The 22,075-nt window shown below is 59.8% G+C and carries 21 protein-coding genes; 6 read left to right on the top strand and 15 right to left on the bottom strand.

What is annotated here, in order from left to right:
- Positions 1-27 precede the first annotated feature (27 nt).
- Complete coding sequence (locus H9L06_RS07865; RefSeq protein ID WP_246454319.1) at positions 28-960, top strand: hypothetical protein; 933 nt, start codon at positions 28-30, stop codon at positions 958-960.
- Positions 961-1,170: 210 nt separating this feature from the next.
- On the opposite strand, the gene H9L06_RS07860 is transcribed toward H9L06_RS07865, so the two are convergent.
- The 3 genes from H9L06_RS07860 to H9L06_RS07850 all read right to left on the bottom strand — a co-directional run bounded on the left by H9L06_RS07860 (position 1,171) and on the right by H9L06_RS07850 (position 4,648).
- Positions 1,171-2,238: an inositol-3-phosphate synthase gene (locus H9L06_RS07860; protein ID WP_187554670.1), complete on the bottom strand. Its 1,068-nt coding sequence runs from the start codon at positions 2,236-2,238 to the stop codon at positions 1,171-1,173.
- Between the two features lie 153 nt (positions 2,239-2,391).
- Positions 2,392-3,210, bottom strand: coding sequence for a PIG-L family deacetylase (locus H9L06_RS07855; RefSeq protein WP_187554669.1), 819 nt, complete (start codon positions 3,208-3,210; stop codon positions 2,392-2,394).
- Entirely contained in the window at positions 3,203-4,648 is a 1,446-nt protein-coding gene (locus tag H9L06_RS07850) for a CCA tRNA nucleotidyltransferase (protein ID WP_187554668.1), read from the bottom strand. Before H9L06_RS07850 ends, H9L06_RS07855 begins: the two co-directional genes overlap by 8 nt.
- A gap of 42 nt (positions 4,649-4,690) precedes the next feature.
- Here H9L06_RS07850 and H9L06_RS07845 point away from each other — a divergent pair, with 42 nt between their 5' ends.
- The 3 genes from H9L06_RS07845 to trxA all read left to right on the top strand — a co-directional run bounded on the left by H9L06_RS07845 (position 4,691) and on the right by trxA (position 8,311).
- A complete protein-coding gene (locus H9L06_RS07845; RefSeq protein ID WP_187554667.1) occupies positions 4,691-6,913 on the top strand; it encodes a DUF6049 family protein in 2,223 nt (740 codons plus the stop codon).
- Positions 6,914-6,986: 73 nt separating this feature from the next.
- A complete protein-coding gene (gene trxB, locus H9L06_RS07840; protein ID WP_187554666.1) occupies positions 6,987-7,940 on the top strand; it encodes a thioredoxin-disulfide reductase in 954 nt (317 codons plus the stop codon).
- A 47-nt stretch (positions 7,941-7,987) separates the two neighbouring features.
- Positions 7,988-8,311 carry a thioredoxin gene (trxA, locus tag H9L06_RS07835; protein ID WP_187554665.1) on the top strand — a complete coding sequence of 108 codons (324 nt, stop codon included), beginning with the start codon at positions 7,988-7,990 and terminating at the stop codon, positions 8,309-8,311.
- A gap of 56 nt (positions 8,312-8,367) precedes the next feature.
- Here trxA and H9L06_RS07830 read toward each other — a convergent pair whose 3' ends face one another.
- The 3 genes from H9L06_RS07830 to H9L06_RS07820 form a co-directional block, all read right to left on the bottom strand.
- Positions 8,368-10,107 carry a cytochrome b/b6 domain-containing protein gene (locus H9L06_RS07830; protein WP_187554664.1) on the bottom strand — a complete coding sequence of 580 codons (1,740 nt, stop codon included), beginning with the start codon at positions 10,105-10,107 and terminating at the stop codon, positions 8,368-8,370.
- Between the two features lie 76 nt (positions 10,108-10,183).
- The gene (locus H9L06_RS07825) at positions 10,184-11,158 is read right to left on the bottom strand and encodes an electron transfer flavoprotein subunit alpha/FixB family protein (RefSeq protein ID WP_187554663.1); all 975 of its coding nucleotides are present in this window, start codon (positions 11,156-11,158) and stop codon (positions 10,184-10,186) included.
- Positions 11,159-11,173: 15 nt separating this feature from the next.
- Positions 11,174-11,950, bottom strand: coding sequence for an electron transfer flavoprotein subunit beta/FixA family protein (locus tag H9L06_RS07820; protein WP_187554662.1), 777 nt, complete (start codon positions 11,948-11,950; stop codon positions 11,174-11,176).
- A 379-nt stretch (positions 11,951-12,329) separates the two neighbouring features.
- Here H9L06_RS07820 and H9L06_RS07815 point away from each other — a divergent pair, with 379 nt between their 5' ends.
- The gene (locus H9L06_RS07815; RefSeq protein ID WP_187554661.1) at positions 12,330-13,529 is read left to right on the top strand and encodes a thiolase family protein; all 1,200 of its coding nucleotides are present in this window, start codon (positions 12,330-12,332) and stop codon (positions 13,527-13,529) included.
- 11 nt (positions 13,530-13,540) lie between these two features.
- Here H9L06_RS07815 and H9L06_RS07810 read toward each other — a convergent pair whose 3' ends face one another.
- The 9 genes from H9L06_RS07810 to rpmH all read right to left on the bottom strand — a co-directional run bounded on the left by H9L06_RS07810 (position 13,541) and on the right by rpmH (position 20,271).
- Positions 13,541-15,262 (bottom strand): long-chain-fatty-acid--CoA ligase, encoded by a 1,722-nt coding sequence (locus tag H9L06_RS07810; RefSeq protein ID WP_187554660.1) that lies wholly within the window; start codon positions 15,260-15,262, stop codon positions 13,541-13,543.
- Between the two features lie 75 nt (positions 15,263-15,337).
- Positions 15,338-16,375, bottom strand: coding sequence for a ParB/RepB/Spo0J family partition protein (locus H9L06_RS07805; RefSeq protein WP_187554659.1), 1,038 nt, complete (start codon positions 16,373-16,375; stop codon positions 15,338-15,340).
- A 2-nt stretch (positions 16,376-16,377) separates the two neighbouring features.
- Positions 16,378-17,313, bottom strand: a complete 936-nt coding sequence (locus H9L06_RS07800; protein ID WP_187554658.1) for a ParA family protein — start codon at positions 17,311-17,313, stop codon at positions 16,378-16,380.
- Positions 17,306-17,968: a 16S rRNA (guanine(527)-N(7))-methyltransferase RsmG gene (rsmG, locus tag H9L06_RS07795; protein WP_187554657.1), complete on the bottom strand. Its 663-nt coding sequence runs from the start codon at positions 17,966-17,968 to the stop codon at positions 17,306-17,308. Before rsmG ends, H9L06_RS07800 begins: the two co-directional genes overlap by 8 nt.
- An 11-nt stretch (positions 17,969-17,979) precedes the next feature.
- Positions 17,980-18,495, bottom strand: coding sequence for a Jag family protein (locus tag H9L06_RS07790; RefSeq protein WP_246454318.1), 516 nt, complete (start codon positions 18,493-18,495; stop codon positions 17,980-17,982).
- Positions 18,496-18,502: 7 nt separating this feature from the next.
- A complete protein-coding gene (gene yidC, locus H9L06_RS07785) occupies positions 18,503-19,450 on the bottom strand; it encodes a membrane protein insertase YidC (protein ID WP_187554656.1) in 948 nt (315 codons plus the stop codon).
- Between the two features lie 4 nt (positions 19,451-19,454).
- Positions 19,455-19,751, bottom strand: coding sequence for a membrane protein insertion efficiency factor YidD (gene yidD / locus H9L06_RS07780; protein WP_187556429.1), 297 nt, complete (start codon positions 19,749-19,751; stop codon positions 19,455-19,457).
- Between the two features lie 8 nt (positions 19,752-19,759).
- Positions 19,760-20,113, bottom strand: coding sequence for a ribonuclease P protein component (gene rnpA, locus H9L06_RS07775; RefSeq protein ID WP_187554655.1), 354 nt, complete (start codon positions 20,111-20,113; stop codon positions 19,760-19,762).
- Positions 20,114-20,133: 20 nt separating this feature from the next.
- Positions 20,134-20,271 (bottom strand): 50S ribosomal protein L34, encoded by a 138-nt coding sequence (rpmH, locus tag H9L06_RS07770; RefSeq protein WP_187554654.1) that lies wholly within the window; start codon positions 20,269-20,271, stop codon positions 20,134-20,136.
- Positions 20,272-20,559: 288 nt separating this feature from the next.
- Between rpmH and dnaA the strand changes: the two genes are divergently transcribed.
- The gene (dnaA, locus tag H9L06_RS07765; RefSeq protein ID WP_187554653.1) at positions 20,560-21,993 is read left to right on the top strand and encodes a chromosomal replication initiator protein DnaA; all 1,434 of its coding nucleotides are present in this window, start codon (positions 20,560-20,562) and stop codon (positions 21,991-21,993) included.
- Positions 21,994-22,075 lie beyond the last annotated feature (82 nt).

Below are 22,075 nucleotides of genomic sequence, written 5' to 3'. Positions count from 1 at the left end.
CGCCATCACGCACGTAGCGTTTCGGCCATGCGTCCACTTGCTCCGTTTCAAAACTCCGGGTATCAATCCTCAAAGCACATCCCCATTGCGCGGGTGGGCACCCTGCTCGACTCGGGTACTCACCGATGGCGTCTCTACGCAAAAGGCATTGGCAGGTCGACCCACGGTGTCGTCACTGCGCCGGGTGTGGATCCGCAGGCTTTTGAAACCCGGGTCGCTTCAATCGCGCTTTGCCTGAGACCGGGACAGTTTTTCACTCGGCGAACCGCTGCAAAGCTCCTTGGGTTGCCGAACGGACGACTGGCGCGCAACGCTGGCAATCACGTTGACGTTGGGGCGGTTCGCCCGATTAGACCGCCTACTCGACAGGGGGTTTCAGGCATGCAAATAGGTGACGGTGTACTGAGTAGTCTCCCCGAGGCACCCTACTGGGTGCCCTCCCCAGAAGACGTTTGGGCTCTACTTGCTCCTGTCGCCGATTTAGAGGAGCTCGTAATCGTCGGCGACTTCCTCATCTCAGGGAAAGACCGTTGGGCGGCACCCATGTCTTCTCTTGACAACCTGCGAGACTCGGTGCGCCGCTTCTCAGGGTGCACCGGTGTTGGCAGGCTCCGGGAAGCACTGCCTCTACTCCGCACGGGTGTCGAATCGCCGACTGAGACTCACACCCGGTTGCTCATTCGGGCTGCCGGTCTGCCCGAACCCATCACCTGTTGCCCTGTGCCGATTGAAAGTCAGCTATTGCATGCCGACCTCGGGTATCCCGAGTGGAAGATTGCCATTGATTACGAGGGACAGTACCACTTCGAAGGTGGCGCCGAGCAAGCACGGCGCGACAACGAGCGCCACGAAGCCATGCGTGCGGCGGGTTGGCGGGTGCTACTCGTGACGGCGCTTGACCTTCGCGATCCACGACGGTTCTTGGGGCGGTTAGCCGCCGCCATCGTTGCCGCGCAGTGAAGGGCTCCACCCAACAACCCTGCCTACCTAACCTTCCTCGCTCAGCCTCTTCAGAATCTGCGTGAAGAAGTACGACCTTGAGGGCCAAAATCACTGAGGTTTCTGCGCCGATCCTGGGATGCAGCAGAGGAATTGGGGGATGCTGAGGGAGGGAGGTTGGGGAGGAAGTCGTGGGTGGTTAAGGAGAAGGGGAAGGAGGAAGGGAGCCCCCTACTCCCCGGCGAGGAAGGCCTCGAGCTCGGCGCGCGCCTCGCTGTCGGGCTTCTGCACGGGCGGCGACTTCATGAAGTACGCAGACGCGGCCTCGACGGGCCCGGCGTGACCGCGATCAAGCGCGACCTTGGCCGTGCGGATCGCATCGATCATCGTTCCGGCCGAGTTCGGTGAATCCCACACCTCAAGCTTGTACTCAAGACTCATCGGCACGTCGCCGAAGCCTCGCCCCTCAAGGCGCACAAACGCAAACTTGCGATCTTCTAGCCACGGCACGTGATCGCTCGGGCCAACGTGCACGTCTTCTTCGGGCAGATTGGCGACGATGTTCGATGTCACTGCCTGGGTCTTCGAGATCTTCTTCGAGTGCAGGCGATTGCGCTCAAGCATGTTTTTGAAGTCCATGTTGCCGCCGACGTTCAGCTGATAGGTGTGGTCGAGCGCGATTCCACGGCTCTCCATGAGGCGCGCGAGCACCCGGTGCGTGATGGTGGCACCGACCTGGCTCTTGATATCGTCGCCGACGATCGGCAGGCCGGCCTCGACGAACTTCGCAGCCCACTCTGGGTCGCTCGCGACAAACACAGGTATCGCGTTCACAAAGGCGACACCGGCTTCAAGCGCAGCCTGCGCGTAAAACTTCACTGCTTCTTCGCTACCAACGGGAAGGTAGCAGGCGAGCACCTCTGCCCCGGTGTCGCGCAGGACCTGCGCAACGTCAACGGGCGTCACGGTCGACTCCTCGACAACGTCGCGGTAGTAGATACCGAGGCCGTCGAGCGTTGGGCCTCGCAGCACCTCGAGCCCAATGTGCGGCACGTCAGAGAACTTGATCGTGTTGTTCAGGCTCTGCCAAATGGCCTCTGAGAGGTCGAGGCCAACCTTCTGCGCGTCGACATCGAACGCGGCAACGAACTCGAGATCTGAGACGTGATACCCGCCGAGTCGAACGTGCATAAGGCCCGGAACCTGTTCATTGTCATCAGCGTTCCGGTAGTACTCGACTCCCTGAACCAGCGAACTTACACAGTTTCCGATGCCCGCAAGGGCGACTTTGACACTCATCGAAATCTCAATTCTCTTCTCAAGCCCGGGCGATGGCCCAACTCTCTACTTTACTCGCCCGAGATGGGTGCTCGCCTGACACCTGCGATAGGGGATGTGGATCGCCCGATTGGGTCGCTGCTGGCGGTCGTCCGAGCTGGTCAACCGGGTCGGTCACCGAAGTGGATCATCCACGCGCCTGAACCGCTCAACGCGACCAATGGGGTGGCGCTGCCCGCCCACATGCACAATGTCATCACCGTCTACCGAAAGCTGCGTGGTGTGTGTGCGGAGTGCTGCCTGCTTGCGCTCGTACCAGGGGGAGATGTCGTGGGCCTCGACCGCAGTGTCAGCAACAGTGTCAGCATTTGTGTCAGCACCTATATCGGCAACGTCACCCGACACGATCTCCCAGAACGGCAGCTGAAGCGCCATTGCGACGGCACGAGCGATGCAGTGCGCATGCACGTGGTCAGGGTGTCCGTACCCGCCGCCATCGTCGTAGCTCACGATCGCGCCGGCGCCGGAGTCGTTGGCGACCGCTAAAAGGTCGGTGAGTGACTCAACGGCTGGAACCGTGGTCAACGAGTCAGCCGAGGCGTTCTCCGACGCACCGGCGCGACCGTCTGGCAGCCACGACATGCCTGAGTCTTCGTAGATCGTCGGTTCAAGGTCGGCGGCACGCGCTGGCGGAACTCCGAGGAACACGTGGCGTTCGAGACCGAGCATCGCGAGCGCGTTCTTGAGCTCATTCTGGCGCACTACAGCAAGGCCGTGAGCCGCAGCCATCGCCTCAAGCGGCCCGGGAACGACCTCGCCCTGCTCCCCGCGCGTCAACGTAACGAGTAGGGGTTCGAGTCCGGCTTCGGCGAGCGCCGCAAGTGTTCCACCCGTGGTGATTGTCTCGTCGTCGGGGTGCGCGTGCACAAAGAGCACGCGCACTGCACCGCCGAACCACTCGTGAACCGCAGGCTTCACTTCAGCGTCACTCATCAGTCCCTATCCCGTTCTCTGCTGCCCACGCCCGAAGCCGCGCTTCGGCTGCCTCCTTGCCGATTGGGCCCTCGTCGAGCCGAACCTCGAGCATGTAGGCATAGGCTTTACCAACCACCGGACCCGGCGGAATATCGAGCAACCGCATGATCTCGGCACCATCGAGCTCGGGCCGCACGGCCGCGAGTTCTTCAGCTTCGGCAAGCTCAGCGATCCGCCGCTCGATGTCATCGTAGGCGTGCTCAAGGCGCTCGGCCTTGCGACGGTTTCTTGTGGTCACGTCTGCGCGAGTGATGATGTGCAGTTGCTCGAGCACGTCACCGGCGTCGCGCACGTAGCGCCGCACTGCCGAGTCGGTCCACTGCTGGTCGCTGTACCCGAAGAAGCGCAGGTGCAGTTCGATGAGCCTCGACACCTTCTTAATCGTGTCGTTGTCGAAGCGCAGCTCGCGCAAGCGCTTCTTCGCGAGCTTCGCTCCAACCACGTCGTGGTGGTGAAAGGTCACGCCTCCGCGCTCGAACCTCCGCGTCGCGGGCTTGCCAATGTCGTGCAACAGCGCCGCGAGGCGCAGCACGATGTCGGGCCCACCCTCGCTGTCCCCGTGTCGAGCCTCTTCCAGCTCAATCGCCTGCCGCAGCACGGTAAGACTGTGCTCGTACACGTCTTTGTGGCGCCCGTGGTCGTCCTGCGTCGTCCCGAGGGCCACAAGCTCGGGCAAGAAACGCTCCGCTAGCCCGGTATCGACGAGCAACCGGATCCCGGGCACGGGGTCGCCGGTTGCGAGCAGCTTCACGAGTTCCTCGCGAATTCGCTCAGCAGAAATAATGTCGAGCCGCTCAGCAAACCGCACCATTGCGGCCTCGGTGTCTGGATCCACCTCGAATTCGAGCTGCGACGAGAACCGGGCGGCACGCAACATGCGCAGTGGATCGTCAGTGAACGACACCTCGGGTTCGCCAGGCGTCTTGATGCGCCCGGCGAGCAGATCTTCGACGCCGCCAGACACGTCGACGAGCCGCATCTCGGGGAGTAGCAGCGCGAGCGCATTGATCGTGAAATCACGACGTACGAGATCGCCCTCGATCGAGTCCCCGAATGCTACGTCTGGCTTGCGCGAGTCGTCGCTGTAAGTGTCAGCGCGATACGTCGTGATCTCGACCGTCTCGCCGTCGAGCTTCGCGGCGATGGTGCCAAAATCGCGGCCAACATCCCAAATATTCTTCGTGAGGCGCTCAAGAATAGCGCGCGTCTCGTCAGGCTTCGCCGAGGTCGTAAAATCAAGATCCGTCACAGCGCGGCCAAGCAGGGCATCGCGCACCGGCCCGCCTACGAGCGCGAACTCGTAGCCCGCATCAGCGAACGCCGCAGCGAGCGTTGACACGGGTTTGGAGTCCGCGATCCGCTGAAGGGCAGCCATAGATTCTGCAAGAGAAAGCACCCATTAAGGTTACCTGGGCTGCGCAACCCTAAACTTAAGCCCATGCGAGTAACACGAGGCCCCGGTGTGTGGGCTGCCTGGTTGCTGGCGCTCGCTCTTCCTCTCACCGGGGTGCTCGTGCAGGCGAACAGCCTCGCCGTGGCCCACGCAACCGAGGAATCCGGCGAAATCGATGCGGCTGAAGACGCGGCCGATGAAGCAGCGGTTACGGAGGACGTCGAGTTCGTTGTCGCCCCGGTGGATCCGGTCATTCTTGCGACGCAAGAGGAGGTCGAGTTTCGCGTGCTCCTGCGAAACTCAGGAAAGCGCAGCCTGCCCGACGGGTCGATTGAGCTCTCTCTCGGCGATCAGATCGTGTCTGGCAGCGTGATCTTGCCGACGGGCCCTGAGGTTGCAGAGAGCGACAATCGGCCCGCGCCTGTTGTTGTTGCGACCGAGCAGATCGGGGTGACGGCCGCCGCGAGCGAGCAGGAAGTCACGGTCACCGTGCCAATGGATGAGGTGCCCTTCGCTCTTTCCACCGAGCCTGGCGTGTATCGCCTCTACGCGAAGTATGTCGCGGCTGAGTCGAGCAGCCAAGCCGCCCTCACCGCCTACAGCCCCATCGTGTGGCAGGGCACGAGCGATCCGACTGCGAACGTCAAGGTCTCGTTCATCGTTCCCCTTCTGCTCCCCGAAGACGTGCACTCGATGCCCTCGCGCCCTCAGCTCGAAGACGCAGTGCCGGGCCTCGACGACCTCCTCGACTTTGCGACGCAGACCGATGCGATGCTCGCGATTGATCCACGCATTATTGCGGCCGTGCGTGCGTACGGCGACGAAGCGCCCGAGTCGGCGCAAGAGTTTTTGGCCCGGCTCGAGCGCAGTTCGCTCACGAGTTTCACGCTGCAGTACGCCGATGCGGATCCCGCGGCGCAAGCAACCCTGAACTTCGAAGGGCTGCTTATGCCACAGGGCCTCGACTTCATTACTCGGTTCGGCACTTGGAGCTCTCAGAGCGAGGCAGAGGACGAGGCCGGTTCTGATGCCGAGGGTACAGAGGGTGAGGGCTCAACGTCGGATGGAACAGGCGGAACGGACTCGGATCCCGAGAACCCTGACGATCCACAAAGCGATGCGCCAGCCACCGACGTGTCGGCGACGGTCGACACCGCAGCCGACCCCGTGACCGGGGAGCCGACGCTCTCAGCGCTTGGCGACTGGCCCGGTGGGCTGCCAGGTGCGTGGCCCGCCGACGGCCGGGTCTCGAACGAGACAATGACGCTGCTCGATCGCTCGGGCCTCGACTTCACAGTGGTGAATTCGAGCAATGTCACGCTGACGGGGGGCCCACAGGCTACGCTCGGCGACGGATCGGCGGCGGTGACCGACGAAGAGCTCACGAGCGGCGTGCAGCTCGCGCTCGGAGGTGCGACCGACGCCGAGCGTAATCTCGGCGCGGCCCAGGCGCAGGCCCGTCTCGTGCTCGCGGCAATGACCAGTGAGCACGGCCTCGTGTTGGGAGTGGATCGCGGCGGCATCGTCGACTCGGAAGACCCCATCGACGTGCTCGAATCTCTGATCTCGCAAGACTGGGTGCAAACGACTGCATTCGAGAATCAAGCGGAAGGGACCGCGGTGCTCGAGCCCGCCGAGCCCGACGCGGAGCGCATCGAATTACTCGAACGCGCTGCGGCAAACGAAAGCGCTGTGCTCGAAACGCGCGCACTTCTCGTGCATCCCGAGTATCTCGACAGCTACCAGCGCATGCGCCTTCTGAACCTGTTCGCGACTCGCAACGCGGCCGCCACCACAAACGTCGAAGAGCTCGAACGCGCCTATTTCGAGCGTGACGAGGAGTTGCAGAGCGGGGTCTCAATCGTTGGCACGAAGAAGGCCCAGCTCGTCGGTGTCTCGAGCAGGATTCCTGTGCAACTGCGCAACCCGCTCCCCTTCGACGCGATTGTGACCCTCTCAGCGGCCCCAACCTCGGCAGCGCTCTCGATGTCTGAGCGCCAGTTCACAGACATTCTGCTGCCCGAGGACTCAACCGAGGGCGTGCTTGTTCCCGTGCGAAGCCGTGTGTCCTCGGGCGAATCTTCGATCCTGCTCTCGGTCACGAGCACCGACGAAGAATTCACCTCCTCAACCGACGTACTACCTGTCTCGATCAGCACATCGCTCGAATCAATTGCTATCGCGAGCCTTGCCGTTGCCGCCGCGCTGCTGTTCGGATTCGGCATCTGGCGCAGTGTGCGCAGGCGCGCGCAGTCGGCAGGGGAATAGGTCGGCTTTAGGATGGGTTGTACCACCTACGGGATTTACCCCAAATACCAACGCAAGACCGCCAAGGAGTAACATGCGCGAGGTCATCATCATCGGTTCTGGCCCTGCCGGATTCACCGCGGCAATTTACGCTGCCCGCGCTGAACTCAAGCCGCTGCTTTTCGCCAGCCAAGTAAGCATGGGCGGCGAGCTCATGAACACCACCGATGTTGAGAACTTCCCCGGGTTCCCCGAGGGAATTCAGGGCCCAGACCTCATGCAGAAGATGCAGGCGCAGGCAGAGCGCTTTGGCACCGAAGTTGTCTACGACGACATCACCGAAGTCGACTTCTCTGGCGAGGTCAAGAAGGTCACCGACACCGCTGGCAATGTGCACGAAGCGAAGTCGGTCATCTACGCCACCGGCTCGGCCTACCGCAAGCTTGGTGTCGAGGGCGAAGAGAAGCTTTCGGGCCACGGTGTTTCGTGGTGCGCGACCTGCGACGGGTTCTTCTTCCGCGAGAAGACCATCGCTGTTGTAGGCGGTGGCGACTCTGCAATGGAGGAGGCCACCTTCCTCACGCGCTTCGCGAGCAAGGTCTACGTGATCCACCGCCGCGACGAACTCAAGGCTTCGAAGATCATGCAGCAGCGCGCGTTCGACAACGAGAAGATCGAGTTCATTTGGAACTCAGAGGTGAAAGAGATCCACGGTGACGCCGCGGTGGATCGCCTGACGCTTCGCAACACGGTCGACGGCACAGAGAGTGAACTGCCCATTGAGGGGCTCTTTATTGCAGTTGGCAATGATCCACGCACACACCTCGTGCACGGCAAGCTTGACCTCACTGACGAAGGCACCATCTGGGTCGACGGCCGTTCGTCGCGCACCTCGGTGCCGGGTGTGTTTGCGGCGGGCGACGTCATTGACCCCACCTACCGCCAGGCCATCACCGCGGCCGGCTCGGGCACTGCGGCAGCACTTGACGCCGAGCACTACCTCGCCGCACTCGAGTCACAGGCCCCCGCAACTGTAGCCGCGGGCTAATTCTTCGGCCGAGCCGCCGAACCTCAGCTAAATCAAGGAGTAGACCAATGAATGAACCAGTAATTGTTGATGAGCAGACCTTCGACAAGGTCGTGCTGCAGAGCGAAGTTCCAGTGCTCGTAGACTTCTGGGCTGCCTGGTGCGGCCCGTGCCGCATGGTTGCGCCAGTGCTCGACCAGATCGCCGGCGAGCAGGAGGGCAAGCTTGTCATTGCGAAGCTCAACGTCGACGAGAACCCGAACCTTGCTGCGAAGTATCGCATCACCTCGATCCCCGCGATGAAGGTGTTCAAGGGCGGCGAAGAGGTGCACGAGATCATCGGCGCAATGCCGAAGCAGGCGATCGAGAACGAGCTCTCGGGCATCATCTAAGCAGACAGAAAAATCCGGGCGATGACCATCTGGTCGCCGCCCGGATTTTTGTATCTCTACCTGTTGCTCACTTTGCCGAAGAGGCTCGCGATCGGTGCGAGCACGAGCGGCCTGGCAGCCACCCACCCCGCAGCGGTCAAGAAGATCGCGAGAGCGAAGAACCAGAAGCCCGTCCAGTTCACGACATCCGTGCCCGCGAACATGTGGTTCAAGTTCCGCAGCGCACCCGTGGAGAACACGAGGAACACGTGCACCAGGATGAACATGACGAAGAACAACATCGTCGGGAAGTGCAGCGCACGCGCAAGCGGTGCCGGGTAGAACTTGTTCAGCTTCTCTGCGTTCTTCGGCCACCACTCACTCATCCGCACCCCGGTGATCGCGGCAACCGGTGCCGCAATGAATATGATGAGGAAATACATGATCTGCTGCAGACTGTTGTAATTCACCCAACCGTGCTCAGCAGGCCAATCCAATGTCATGTACTGCAGCAGAGCTGACAGAGCGTTCGGGAACACTTCCCAGCTCGTTGGCACGATCCGCATCCAGTGACCAGACACAAACAGCATCACCACGAAAATCACACCATTCGCAAGCCACAGCACATCAAGAGAAGTGTGCAGCCAGAGGTTGATGCTGATCTTCTTGCCGCCGCGCTTCGGAGTGAAGAACGCCGGTGGCTTCTGCTGCTGCCGCACCAAAATACCTGACCGGATGATGAGCACCATCAAGAAGATGTTCAAGAAGTGGCTCCACCTCGCCCACCATGGGAACCCGGGCTCGGCCGATTCGGGGAGATCATACTCGCCTGGGTAGCGTTCAAGCCACTCGGGAACCCCAGGAAGCGTCGTGACACCGCGGGCAGCGAGCACCAAGATGCCGGCGGCAATGATCGCGCCGACGACGCCGAGGATGCCAAGTTTCACCCACTGGCCGAGCGTCTTCTCACCGATCATGATCGGCTCACGCTTCGGCTTCGATGCAGGTGCGGGCTTCGCGGCTGGCGCCGACTGTGTGGCAGCCGCAGGTGCTGCCTGCTTTGCTGGAGCTGCGGTAGCTGCTGGTTCTGCGACTGCGGCAGCTGCGGGCTCCGCAGCTGCAGGCGCGGCAGGGCTCTCGGTTACTGCCGGCGCCTCGGCGGCCGCACCCAAGCGCTGCCTACGAACGGGCTGCTCGGCCGGTGCGGACTCTGCGGCAGGAGCGGTTTCGGTCGCCGGTGCCGCGCTGGCGGCCGGCGCCGACGCAGAAACCTGCACGGGCGCGAACCCTTCGGCAGGCCACGGCTCGCCACCCGGAGTGCGGGGAAGTCCCCTGCGCAGCGGGGTCTCGCTTGCGACAAACTCGCGCGGTGCTGCGGCTTCTTGCTGGGCGGCAGCGACCGATGTGGCCCCCGCGTCGCTCGCAACAGCTTCAGTGGACTCAGCGGCATGCCGAGCAACAGGAGCCGGGGTAGCGGCAGGAGCCGACTGCGCAGCAGCTGCACCAGCAGCGGCGGCCGGGGCAGCAACCGAAACCGCGGCTGTTCCCTCTGGCGGCCACGGATCCCCGCCAGCAACGCGGGGAAGACCGCGGCGCAGCGGGACACTCTTGGTTGACGCCGCAGTCGGAGCCGGTGCTGCCTGATCCACCGCCGAAGCCGCGGGCTCAGCGGCAGCGACTGGCCCGGGAGCCTGAGGTTCAGCAACAGTCGGCTCAGCAACCGGCGCCGCCGCAACAGCGACAGGTTGGGCCGGAGCCTCAGCTGGTGCGGCAGCTGCTGCAGTAGGCGCAGTCGACGGTGCGGCCGACGCGGCCACGCCCCCGGCAGGCCACGGCTCGCCCCCGGCACCCGTGGAAGGCCCTGGCGAATTTCGCCCGAATACGTCGCCACGATTACTTCTTTCGTGCCTCAAGCGCACTGATCAGCTGTGGCACAACCTCAAAGAGGTCACCCACAACCCCGAAGTCAGCAACATCGAAGATCGGTGCATCGGGATCCTTATCGATCGCGACGATCGTCTTCGAGGTCTGCATGCCGGCACGATGCTGGATCGCACCCGAAATGCCCAATGCAACATACAACTGTGGTGACACCGACACACCGGTCTGACCGACCTGGTGATTCGCAGGCACATACCCCGCATCAACTGCAGCACGCGACGCGCCAACCGCAGCACCGAGCGCATCGGCGAGCTGCTCAACGAGCACGAACTTCTCCTGCGACCCGAGCCCGCGGCCGCCCGACACAACCTTCGCAGCACCACGAAGCTCTGGGCGCGACGAGACCTGCGTCTCGACCTCGAACCCGGTGACTTTCGCGACCGGCTTGTCGGATGCGGTGACCGAGAGTGGCACCTCGACAAGCGTCTGGGCAGCGGCACGCGTCGTTACTGAACCCTGGCGCAGGGTAATGATGGGGGCACCAAATGTCGACGCTGACGTCGTGTTGTAGGCACCGCCGTATACCGAATGATGCGCGACAACACCGAGGTCGTCGCGTGTGATATCCACCGCGTCCACAGCCACCGCTCGCTTCGTACGAACTGCAAGACGTGCCGCAATATCGCGACTATCTTCAGCATGTGCGAGCACGATGGCATCGGGCTGCACGAGCTCCACAGCCTGTGTAGCTGCGTCAACGGCGGGAACAACGAGCGTACCCTCTGCACCCGTGTCGGCAACAAGTACCTGCGCGGCGCCGAGCTCAGCGGCCTCAGCAGCAAGCGACGCTGGCCCGACAACGAGCGCGACCGGGGTGCCCACCTGCGAAGCAGCACCGATGAGCTCGGCAGACGCCTTGGCAAGCTTGTCGCCCGCCGAAGCCGGGAGGCAAACGACAAGAATTGAATCAGTAGCGAAATCAGTCATTTTGTTCTCTTCCCCTTACGCCAGACGGTTCTCTACGAGGAAATCAGCAAGCTTCTCGGCCGCGTCGCCCTCATTTACGATCTTGATACCCGCCTCACGTGCCGGCTTCTCCGCGACAGTAAGCATGATTGACCGCGCAGCCTCAGTATCCTCCGCATTCACACCGAGATCCCCAAGCGAAACCGTGTCAAGCGGCTTCTTCTTCGCCGCCATGATGCCCTTGAAGTTCGGGAACCGGGGATCCGGAAGTGCCTCAGTAATCGAAATAACGGCCGGGAGATCAACACTCACCTGCTGCACGCCACCGTCAACCGGACGCGATCCCGAAACCGAGGAGTCGCTGATCTCAACGCTCGACAGGCCGGAGACATGCGCCGCACCCAGGTACTCAGCGATAGCCGCGGGCACCATGCCGCCAGAACCATCAGTTGAAGAGTTACCCGCAATGACGAGGTCGAACCCTTCGCGCTTGATCGCCGCGGCAAGTGTCTCAGCGGTAAGAATTGCGTCAGCACCGAGGAGCGCCTCATCCGTGACGTGAATCGCGCGCGTCGCACCCATCGCGAGCGCCTTGCGGATCGTTGCCGTCGCCCCCTCAGGAGCGAGCGCAACTGCGATAATCTCAGTGTCAGCGTTTGCGTCGGCGTAGGTCAGCGCGACCTCCATCGCGCGCTCGGTGACCTCGTCGAGCACGGCGTCGCTTGCGCCGCGATCAGCCAGTCCCGTCTCTAAGTTCAGTTTCCGATCACCGTAGGTGTCGGGCACCTCTTTGACTAGAACGACCAGCTTCATCGCTTTTCCCTTCAAGAAACCTCATGCTCAAGATGTTTTGAACATTATATATGATATTTTCTTTCTTCTGGTGGTGACTATTCACCCGCGTCAAACCGACAATATCAGCCTCAAGGCGTCCCTATGATCTGCGTATGACCAATGCAGTATTAGTCACCGTCAATAATGGCATCGCTCGAATCACGCTCAACCGCCCAGATCAGCGGAATGCCTTCGATGCGGAACTCGCAGAAGAAACGCCGTCACATTGCGGGCCGAAGAGATCACTGAAGCGTGGGCGTCGAATTCCTTTGCCTTCGGGGAAGGGAGGCGGTGCTCGTCGGTAGACTGCCGCCTATAGGCTCAATTTCCGACCCGGTGTGAACAAGGGAGTGCATTCATGGTTGCAGCATCACCTCGCGAAAGGATTGTCATTCTGGGAGGTGCCCGTACAGCGATCGGCTCGTTCGGGGGTGCCTTTAAAGATGTTGGTGCGTACGAGCTCGGTGCCGCAGCAACCGTCGAGGCGCTGAAGCGCACCGGTATCGGGGCAGAAGAGGTTGGCGAAGTTGTCATGGGCTGCATTTCGCAGGTGGGCCCAGACGCATACAACGCTCGGCGAGTTGCGCTCGGGGCTGGGCTCGACCGCAGCGTGCCGGCATTCAACGTGAATCGTCTGTGTGGATCGGGGCTGCAAGCAATCTGGTCTGCAGCTCAAGAACTGCTCTGGTCGCCTGACCTCACGGTCGCCGTCGCTGGCGGAAACGAGTCAATGTCTCGCACCCCGTTCCTGGAGTTCAATGCGCGTGGCAATTCACGACTTGGCGACCGCAAACTCCTTGACGGTACGCTCGCAATTCTCACTGACCCCTTCAGCAACAAGCACATGGGTTTCACCGCAGTGAATGTCGCAAACAAGTACGGCATCTCGCGTGAACAGCAGGATGAGTTTGCGCTCGAATCCCAGCGCCGAGCATCGACTGACGAGGCACGTGCTGCCTTTGCCGAGGAAATTGTGACGGTATCGTCGGGCGGACGAAAGCCAGTCGAAGTTTCGGTCGATGAGCACCCGAAGCCAAACACAACGCTCGAAATACTCGCGGGCCTTCGTCCCGCGTTCGACCCAGAGGGGTCAGTGACCGCGGGCAACTCATCTGGCATCAACGATGGTGCAGCGTCAACCGTGCTCATGCGCGAGTCGGACGTTCGTGAGCGTGGCCTTTCTGGCCTCGTCACCCTAGAGGCCGTAGCAACGGCAGCGATGGAGCCCGAACTCATGGGGTACGCACCGGTTGTTGCTCTCGAACGCCTGTGGAGGCAAACCGGCCTTTCACCCGCAGACGTAGACGTGTTTGAAGTCAACGAAGCATTCGCGGCGCAGGCCGTCGCAGTCGTTCGAGACGCTGGTCTCGACCCCGAAAAGGTCAACCCATACGGTGGTGCGATCGCGCTCGGTCACCCGGTTGGCGCAACCGGTGCGATCCTCACACTGCGAGCCGCACTCGACCTGCATCGCAGAGACCTCGAGTACGCCGTCGTCACCATGTGCATCGGTGGTGGCCAGGCACTCGCCGCACTACTTCGCCGCTACGATGGGTAACCTTTGTTGAGCTAACCCTCATCCTCTGGAAGGGCCCGCACCGCCTTGCGATCCGCAATGAGTGCGTCGCGCACCTTGCGGCGAAGTACCTTGCCGATAAGTGACTTCGGCAGTTCCTCCCAAACAACATATGTCGATGGGCGCTTGTACTCCGCAAGACGCTTACGCGCGATCTCTCGCGCAGCGTTCTCGTCGAACTCGGCACCCTCTTCAAGGATCACAGCGACCGTAACAACCTCTGCACCGCCGCCGCGCGGCACTCCGACTACCGCACACTCAAGCACGCCTGGTACCTCAGTGATGACGGTCTCAACCTCACTGGGGGAGACGTTGAACCCGCCCGTGATGATCAGTTCCTTCTTGCGATCCACAACTGTCACAAACCCATCGTCGTCTTGCACCACGAGGTCACCAGTGCGCAGCCACCCACCTTCGAGCAGTGTCTCAGCAGTCTCCTCAGGGCGATTCCAGTACCCCTGGAAGACCTGCGGCCCCTTGATAAGCAGTTCGCCTGACTCGCCGAGCTCAACCTCGCGAGTGGGCTCGTTGGGGTCGACAACCCGAATATCCGTCGACGGGAATGGAATGCCAATCGCACCGATGCGCCGCGACTCATTGAAGGGGTTCGCGAGCGCGACGGGACTCGTTTCCGTGAGCCCGTATCCCTCATTGAGCATACTTCCCGCAAGATCTTCCCAGCGCTTCACAATCGCAGGCGTCAGCGTCATTGCGCCAGAGATCGCGTACACGACTCCGCTCAGATCGAGCGCACCGTCGCGCGCAACGCGTGCGAGCCTGTCGAACATGGGTGGCACCGCTGGAACGAAGGTTGGCGGGAACTTCTTTGCGGCCTGCGAAACGAGTTCTGGATCGAACGTCGGAAACAACACCGCTCGAGAACCGGTTTCGACCGAATAGATCACAGACAGAAGCAAGCCGAACGAGTGGAACATGGGGAGCAGACCGTAGATGCTCCCCTCACCGCGTGTGAAATCGGGCATCCACGCAGCACCCTGACGCGCATTCGACCAGAGGTTTGAGTGCGAGATCATCGCACCCTTCGGTGTTCCCGTCGTGCCGGAGGTGTACTGCAAACACGCGATATCGCTAGCCGCCGGGCGGGGGTGCGAACTAGGAAGCGCAGCCGTGCGTTCCAGGCTCGCAAACGAAACAGTTCCGGTCGTTGGCCCGGTGAGCTTCGCACGAGACTCGCGCGCCTTCTGAATCGGCAGGCGAAGTGCGAGCCGCGTTGCGAACGGCATGGCGCGAGTCACATCGACCGCAACAACGGTGTGGATCCCAAGTTCCTTCGGAAGCGCCTGTACAGTCGGTGCAACCTTGTCCCACGCAATGACGACCTGTGCGCCATGGTCTCTGAACTGCACCTCGAGTTCATCTCGCGTGTACAGCGGGTTATGTTCAACGACCGTCGCGCCCAACCTGAGCGCCGCGTAAAACGCAATAACGTGCTGCGGGGCATTTGGCATGATGAGCGCCACGCGATCCCCCGCCGCGACACCCAATTGCTTGAGGCCATTCGCGACGCGCGCGACGCGGTTACCGAGTTCGCGATAGGTCAGAGTCGAACCAAAGAAGCTGATAGCGTCTCGGTCTGCCCACTGTGCGCAACGTTCGTCGAGCAAGTCAATGAGTGAGCCAGTTACCGGCTCGATATCTACCGGAGTTCCCTTGGCATAGAAGCGGTTCCAGGCACGAGTTTCGTTGAGATTCACCGCTCTAGACTAGTCCGTCTGCCTGGTTTCCCGCCCTGACCCGGGAGTTCTACGTGAGAAACTTGCTGCCGCGACTCAGTTGAAGCCAGGGTCTCCGAGCTCGTCGAGTATACGCTTGAGATCAGCGATGGTGGCGAAGTCGATGACGACCTGGCCCTTCTTCGCACCGAGCTTCACAGAGACCCGGGTATCGAATCGGTCACCCAAGCGCTCAGCAATCTCGTCAAGTTGCGACTGCACTCCGCCTGCACGCGCCTGCGGAACCTTACGCTTCGGCGCCTCACCCGCGACCGCCTCAGCTGCTCGCACCGACAGACCTTCGTTCACGATCTTGTCAGCGAGCGACTGCATCGCAGACACATCGCCGTCGAGTGAGAGGATCGCGCGCGCATGACCAGCAGAGAGCACTCCAGCGGCTACGCGCGCCTGAACCGTCTCAGGGAGCTTGAGCAAACGAATCGTATTGGAAACCTGCGGCCGTGAGCGTCCAATGCGTGTTGCCAGCTGCTCCTGCGTGATGCCGAAGTCAGTGAGCAGTTGCTGATACGCCGAGGCTTCTTCAAGGGGATTGAGCTGTGCCCGATGCAGATTCTCGAGCAGCGCGTCGCGAAGCATGTTCTCATCTGAAGTCGAACGCACGATCGCTGGAATAGTCTCGAGACCCGCCCGCTTTGACGCGCGCAGGCGCCGCTCACCCATGATGAGCTCAAACGCCGGGGCACCCGCCTTCGGAGCAGGAGAAATCTCACGCACAACGATGGGCTGAAACACACCGAACTCGCGAATCGAGTGTGTCAACTCTTCGAGAGCTTCCTCATCAAACTCAGTACGCGGCTGTGCCTGATTGGGCACAATATCTGCGACGTTCAGGCTCCTGAGTTCGGCCCCTGGCACCTCTACGAGTTCTGACTCAGTCGACTCAGCCTCAGTCTCAACCTCGGCAACCACCGCACGCTCTGCACTTGCGGCGACGGCCGCTGCAGGAGCAAGCGGCGAAACCTCAGTTGCCTCCGACGGAAAGAACACGTCAACCGGACGCTCGCCTCCAGTGCCCGACTGTGGAATGAGTGCACCAATCCCACGTCCCAAACCACCGCGCTTCTTGGTCGCCATCCCTATGCTCCCTCACTTTGAATAACAGCATCACCAGAATGGGCCTCGGCCGATTCCAAACTCTCTAACTTTGCCCAGCGCTCAGCAATCTCTGCCGCCGCTTCGAGATAAGCGATGGCGCCAATCGATCCACCGTCGTATTCGTGCACCGTCTGACCGTAGCTCGGCGCTTCTGAGATGCGCACCGAACGCGGTATCACTGCACGCAGCACCTCGCCGGGGAAGTGGTCTCGCACCTCGCGCGCAACCTCGTGCGCAAGATTAGTTCGAGCATCGAACATCGTGAGCAGAATGGTGGATACCCTGAGCGTCGGGTTCAGATGTTTCTGAATGAGTTGAATGTTGCCGAGTAGTTGGCTCAGACCCTCGAGAGCGTAGTACTCGCATTGAATGGGAATGAGCACTTCTTGCGCTGCAACAAACGCATTCACGGTGAGCAAACCAAGTGACGGTGGGCAATCAATGAAGACGTAGTGATACTTGCGATCCGATTCCTTTAGAAAAGTATCGACAGCCGTTCGCAATCGCTGTTCCCTCGCAACGAGAGAAACGAGCTCGATCTCAGCGCCTGCAAGGTGGATCGTTGACGGAATACACGCCAAATTCTCATGATCACTCGAAATCTGCAGCGCGTCGCTCAACTCAGCATCGCCAAGCAAAACGTCGTACACACTTGTGACTTCTGGCCTGTGGTTCACCCCGAGCGCGGTCGACGCATTTCCTTGTGGATCAAGGTCAATCACCAGCACGTTTGCACCGCGGCGTGCGAGTGCAGCAGAGAGGTTCACCGTGGTTGTCGTCTTACCAACCCCACCTTTTTGGTTGGAAACGGTGATGATGCGAGTCTCGCTTGGTAGCGGAGACACAGTGTTCGCGAGGCGTCGTCGCCGCTTGAACTTGTCTGCGATGAGGTCGCCGACGAGTGATTTCTCAGCCATGAGTACCCACTCTAGCCCGAAATACACGAGTTGACTCGCTGAGAATTTCAGCACCGAGCTCGTCCACTCGCACGTCTTTCACTCGATGCTTTTTCAGCACCTTCTGTGCGGCTTCGATTTCTTGCCCGACAGCAGCGCCCTTGAGAAAGAGCATCTCTCCGCCATCACGAAGCAGTGGGGCAGTGAGCGGTACAAGCTTTCGGAGAGCGGTCACAGCCCGAGCGGTGACCTGATCCACTTCAAATGTGCCGTGAAATTCTTCGGCTCGACCCCTCATCACCGTCGTATTTGTGAGTTCGAGGCGCTCGACTTGCTCGTTTAGCCAGACGCAGCGACGCTCCATTGGCTCAATCAGCTTGAAACTAACATCGGGTCGAACTATTCCAAGGACAAGACCCGGCATGCCACCGCCAGTACCTATGTCTGCGACGGTTCCGCCAGATGTAAGCAGTGGAGCAAGCACTGCACTGTTGAGCAGGTGCCTGGTCCAGAGACGGGGGAGCTCAAGCGGCCCGATGAGCCCAAGCTCCTCGCCTCGTTCCGCGAGATCCTTCGCAAACGCACGAAGCACATCAATTCGATCGCCAGCAAGAGCAGCGGCAGCTGATGGCTCCTGCTCTAATGGTTCTCGATTGAGTTCCTCTTCGTGTTTCACGTGAAACTTCGTTACGACGCTCGAATGACCAGGCGACGGCTCTTGCCCTCACCCTGTGATTCCGAGAAGTATCCGCGTGCTGCAACCTCGTCGTGCACGAGCTTGCGCTCGTATGAAGACATTGGCTCGAGTCGTACCTCCATACGGCCCGCAACAATTTGCGCGATCGCGGCATCGACCATTCCAGTGAGTTGCTGAGCTCGTGCCGAACGCGATCCACCGACGTCAACGATGAGACGTGAGAAACGACCCGTTTTCGCCTGAACTGCGAGTCGAGTGAGATCTTGAAGCGCTTGCACGGCTTCGGGCGTCGAAAGGCGGTCGATGCTTTGGCCACCGCCAGTCACTGAAACATAGACGCGCCCGTTATCTACCGTGATATCGAGGTCGCCATCCATATCTGCGATATCGAGAAGAGCCTCAATATAGTCAGCGGCAAGGTCACCATCTGCTTCAAGTGCCTCGAGGCTCAATTCCTCTGCGTCTGAATATTGACGCTCAGTGCTCGACCGTTGCTCAGTGCTCACTGATTCCTCACTTGTTCTTCTTCTTGGCGCGCTTTGCGCTTACTGGCTGTTGACGTTGACCCTGTGGAGGTTGAACAGCCTCGGCGCTGTCTTCCTTCTTATCGTCGTCTGTCAGTTTACCCTTTGCCTTAAGCCGCGCCTGGCGGGCACGGTATGCGTCAGACCCGGGAGTTGGCATGGTGTTGATAACGATTCCCTGCTGCACCATTGTCCAAATGTTCGAAGTGAACCAGTAGATGTTCAGGGCGAGCGGGAAAGTGACACCCGAGAACAGGAATGCAAATGGAATGACGTAGAGGAAGATCTTCTGCTGCTTGTACATCGGCGAATTCTTCGTTTCGTCCGATACGTTCTTCGACATGATCTGCAGCTGAGTAAAGAACTGGGAAGCAATCATGAGAATGACGATGACGCCAAGCATGCCGACAACGACCCAGTTGTTGCTCTCCCAACCCTGGGTGAACGTCATCTTGAGCGGAGCACCAAAGATCTCCGCTTGGTTGAAGTTGTGCGTGAGCTCCTCATCCATTAGGCCGATTCCCGGCTTGTTCTCCGAAGCGTGACGCAGCACGTAGAAGAGCGAGAAGAACACGGGCATCTGGATAAGGATGGGCAAGCACGAAGCGAACGGGTTTGTTCCGTGCTTCTTATACAGGGCCATCGTCTCGCGGCTCATTGCTTCGCGAGAGAACTGGTCGCTCTTGCCCTTGTACTTCGCCTGAATTTTCTTCATTTCAGGCTGAATATCCATCATTCGGCGCTGTGACTTAATCTGCCGCACGGTGACAGGAATGAGCGCAGACCTCACCACAATGACGAGACCGATAATTGCGAGCACCCAAGTGGCACCGCTGTCAGGGCTCATACCGAAGTAGGTAAGCAACTGGTGCCAGAGGACGAGAACGACCTCGACCAGCCATCGCAGTGGCCAAAGTAGGGTCTCGATAAACTGCACTGGATCAGGCCTTTCGGGTGCGCGGGCGGACAAAACCGCGGGAACTTATGTCAAATTGTGGGGCTCGGGACTGCGGTACATCATCGATACCGCCTCTTGTGAAGGGGTTACACCGCAAAAGTCTCCATACCGTAAGCGCCAACCCCATCACGAGTCCGCGCCTTTGATATGCCTCCATAGAGTACCGGGAACAGGATGGATAATACCTGCAGACGTCTCCATACAGTGGAGAAATCAGGCGCCGATACAGCTTCATCACAAGAATGGCGACATTTCTGGGGAGTAACCAGAGTTCGAGCATCAATATTGTCATGTTCGAACTCGCAACTTTGCGTATGAACGACGTATTTCTCGCTGCAACTCGGTGTACGAACATGTTGCCGCAGCGGGGAGTGCACGAAATACAACATCACGGCAACACTCACCCTCAGCGATGAGCTCATCTGTGATCGACTTCATGCGTCGACGCACGAGATTTCGGGTTACAGCGTTGCCTACGGCCTTCGAAATGATGTAACCGAATCTCACCGGGGTCGTTTCATCCCCCTTTAACGAATGAGGAACCACGTAGGTAATGCAATATGCACCACCTACGCGGCTCCCATTTCGCACGATCCGACGATAGTCATCGCCGCGAGTCACCCGATGATGCCGTGCCGGCATGAGGACTCGATCGCTACTGACTAAGCAGTGAGCTTGGCACGGCCCTTGCCGCGACGGGCGGCAACGATTGCACGACCAGCGCGGGTGCGCATGCGTGCGCGAAAGCCGTGTACCTTTGCGCGACGGCGGTTGTTTGGCTGAAATGTGCGCTTGCTCATAGTAAAACTCCGTGACTTTTGGAAAAGATCCCCGTAACTCCAGGTCACGAGAAAGTCGGTTTTGGGCAAGCAAGAAAGGAGCTGCCGCCCATACAAGGTACTTAGTTTACGCGGTTATTGGTTTCGCGTCAAAGCCAGGGGCATTCTATGTTTCTTCCACACGAGTACACAAATGTCTGATCCTGTGGATAATTGGTCAAAAGAGGCATGTTTGTGCGATTCTTGGGTACACTCATCTGTGGATAACCCAATTTCGGGATGGGTTTGAACCTTACCAAGAAGAAGCGCATGTCTGACGAAGAACTCTACGAACTCTGGGAAGAGATCAAGCGTCATGTGAACGCTGATGCATCCGTTGGCCCCGTGTATGGGGCCCAGTTGACGTTAGCGACTCCGCGTGGGGTCGCGGCCGGAACTCTGTATCTTGCGGTTCAGTCGGACTTTACCCTGAAGCTTCTTGATGGCAGACTGCGTCCGCCCATCATGTCAGCGCTTGCCGGTGTCCCCTCCGTTGAGAGCATTAACAACTTCGTCGTCATTGTTGATGAGGATGCAGTACCTGCCCCTGAGCCTGTACGCAGCGAGTCGGCCTTTACAGATGCGCCCGAACCTACTGTTCCCTCGGCGACGAGATTGGATCGCCCGGTACAGGAACCTCGGAGCCGCCATGCTGCGAGCGAACCCGCGGAGAAGCCGCACCTCAATGAAAAGTACGATTTCGACTCGTTTGTTATCGGTCAATCCAACCGTCTTGCACACGCTGCTGCATTAGCCGTCGCAGAATCCCCTGCTCAGGCCTATAATCCTCTATTCATCTACGGTGATTCTGGCCTTGGTAAAACTCACCTGCTTCACGCAATCGGACACTACGTTCGCGAACTTTTTCCGGAGGTTCGGGTACGTTACGTGAGTTCTGAGGACTTCACGAACGATTTCATCAACTCAATCGCAAACAATCAGGGAGCGCAGTTCCAGGAGCGTTACCGCAGCGTCGATGTCCTGCTTGTCGACGATATCCAGTTCCTTGAAGGAAAGGCCGAAACCCAAGAGGCCTTTTTCCACACCTTCAACACACTTCATGGGCACAACAAACAGGTAGTCATTACGAGTGACGTGCAGCCAAAGCAATTGCGCGGTTTCGAAGAACGTATTACCTCGCGATTCGAGTGGGGACTGCTTACCGACATTCAGGCGCCTGACCTCGAAACTCGTATCGCGATTCTTCGAAAGAAGGCCCAACGTGAGCGTCTCGAAGTCGATGACTCCATCCTGGAGTTCATTGCATCAAAGTTCTCGTCGAATATTCGCGAGCTCGAGGGGACACTCATCCGTGTCACAGCGTACGCAAACCTCACTCGACAACGCATCGATATGGCACTGGTCCAGAGTGTACTGAAAGACCTTATTTCGATTGATGCCGACAACGAGGTGCAGCCGACAGACATCATTAGCTGCGCTGCCGAATACTTCGATCTGTCGGTCGATGATCTCTATGGTCCTTCACGATCACAGCAAATTGCTCTTGCACGCCAGATCGCGATGTACCTGTGTCGAGATCTCACCGCGCTCTCGCTTCCAAAGATCGGTGATTTGTTTGGTGGCCGAGATCACACGACAGTCATGTATGCCCATCGGAAGATCACAAAGCTTATTGCTGAACGTCGGTCGGTATATAACCAGGTCACAGAACTCACGACTCGCGTGCGTCAAAAGGCCCGCTAATCTTCCACAGCTCACAACTCCTTGTGGATAACTGGGGATAACTTCAATTATTTGTGGATCGTTTGCGTCTACCTGTGGATTG

This window comes from Leucobacter denitrificans (genome assembly GCF_014396385.1).
GTDB classification, from domain to species: Bacteria; Actinomycetota; Actinomycetes; order Actinomycetales; family Microbacteriaceae; genus Leucobacter; species Leucobacter denitrificans.
This window is presented reverse-complemented; position numbering and strand designations above follow the sequence as displayed.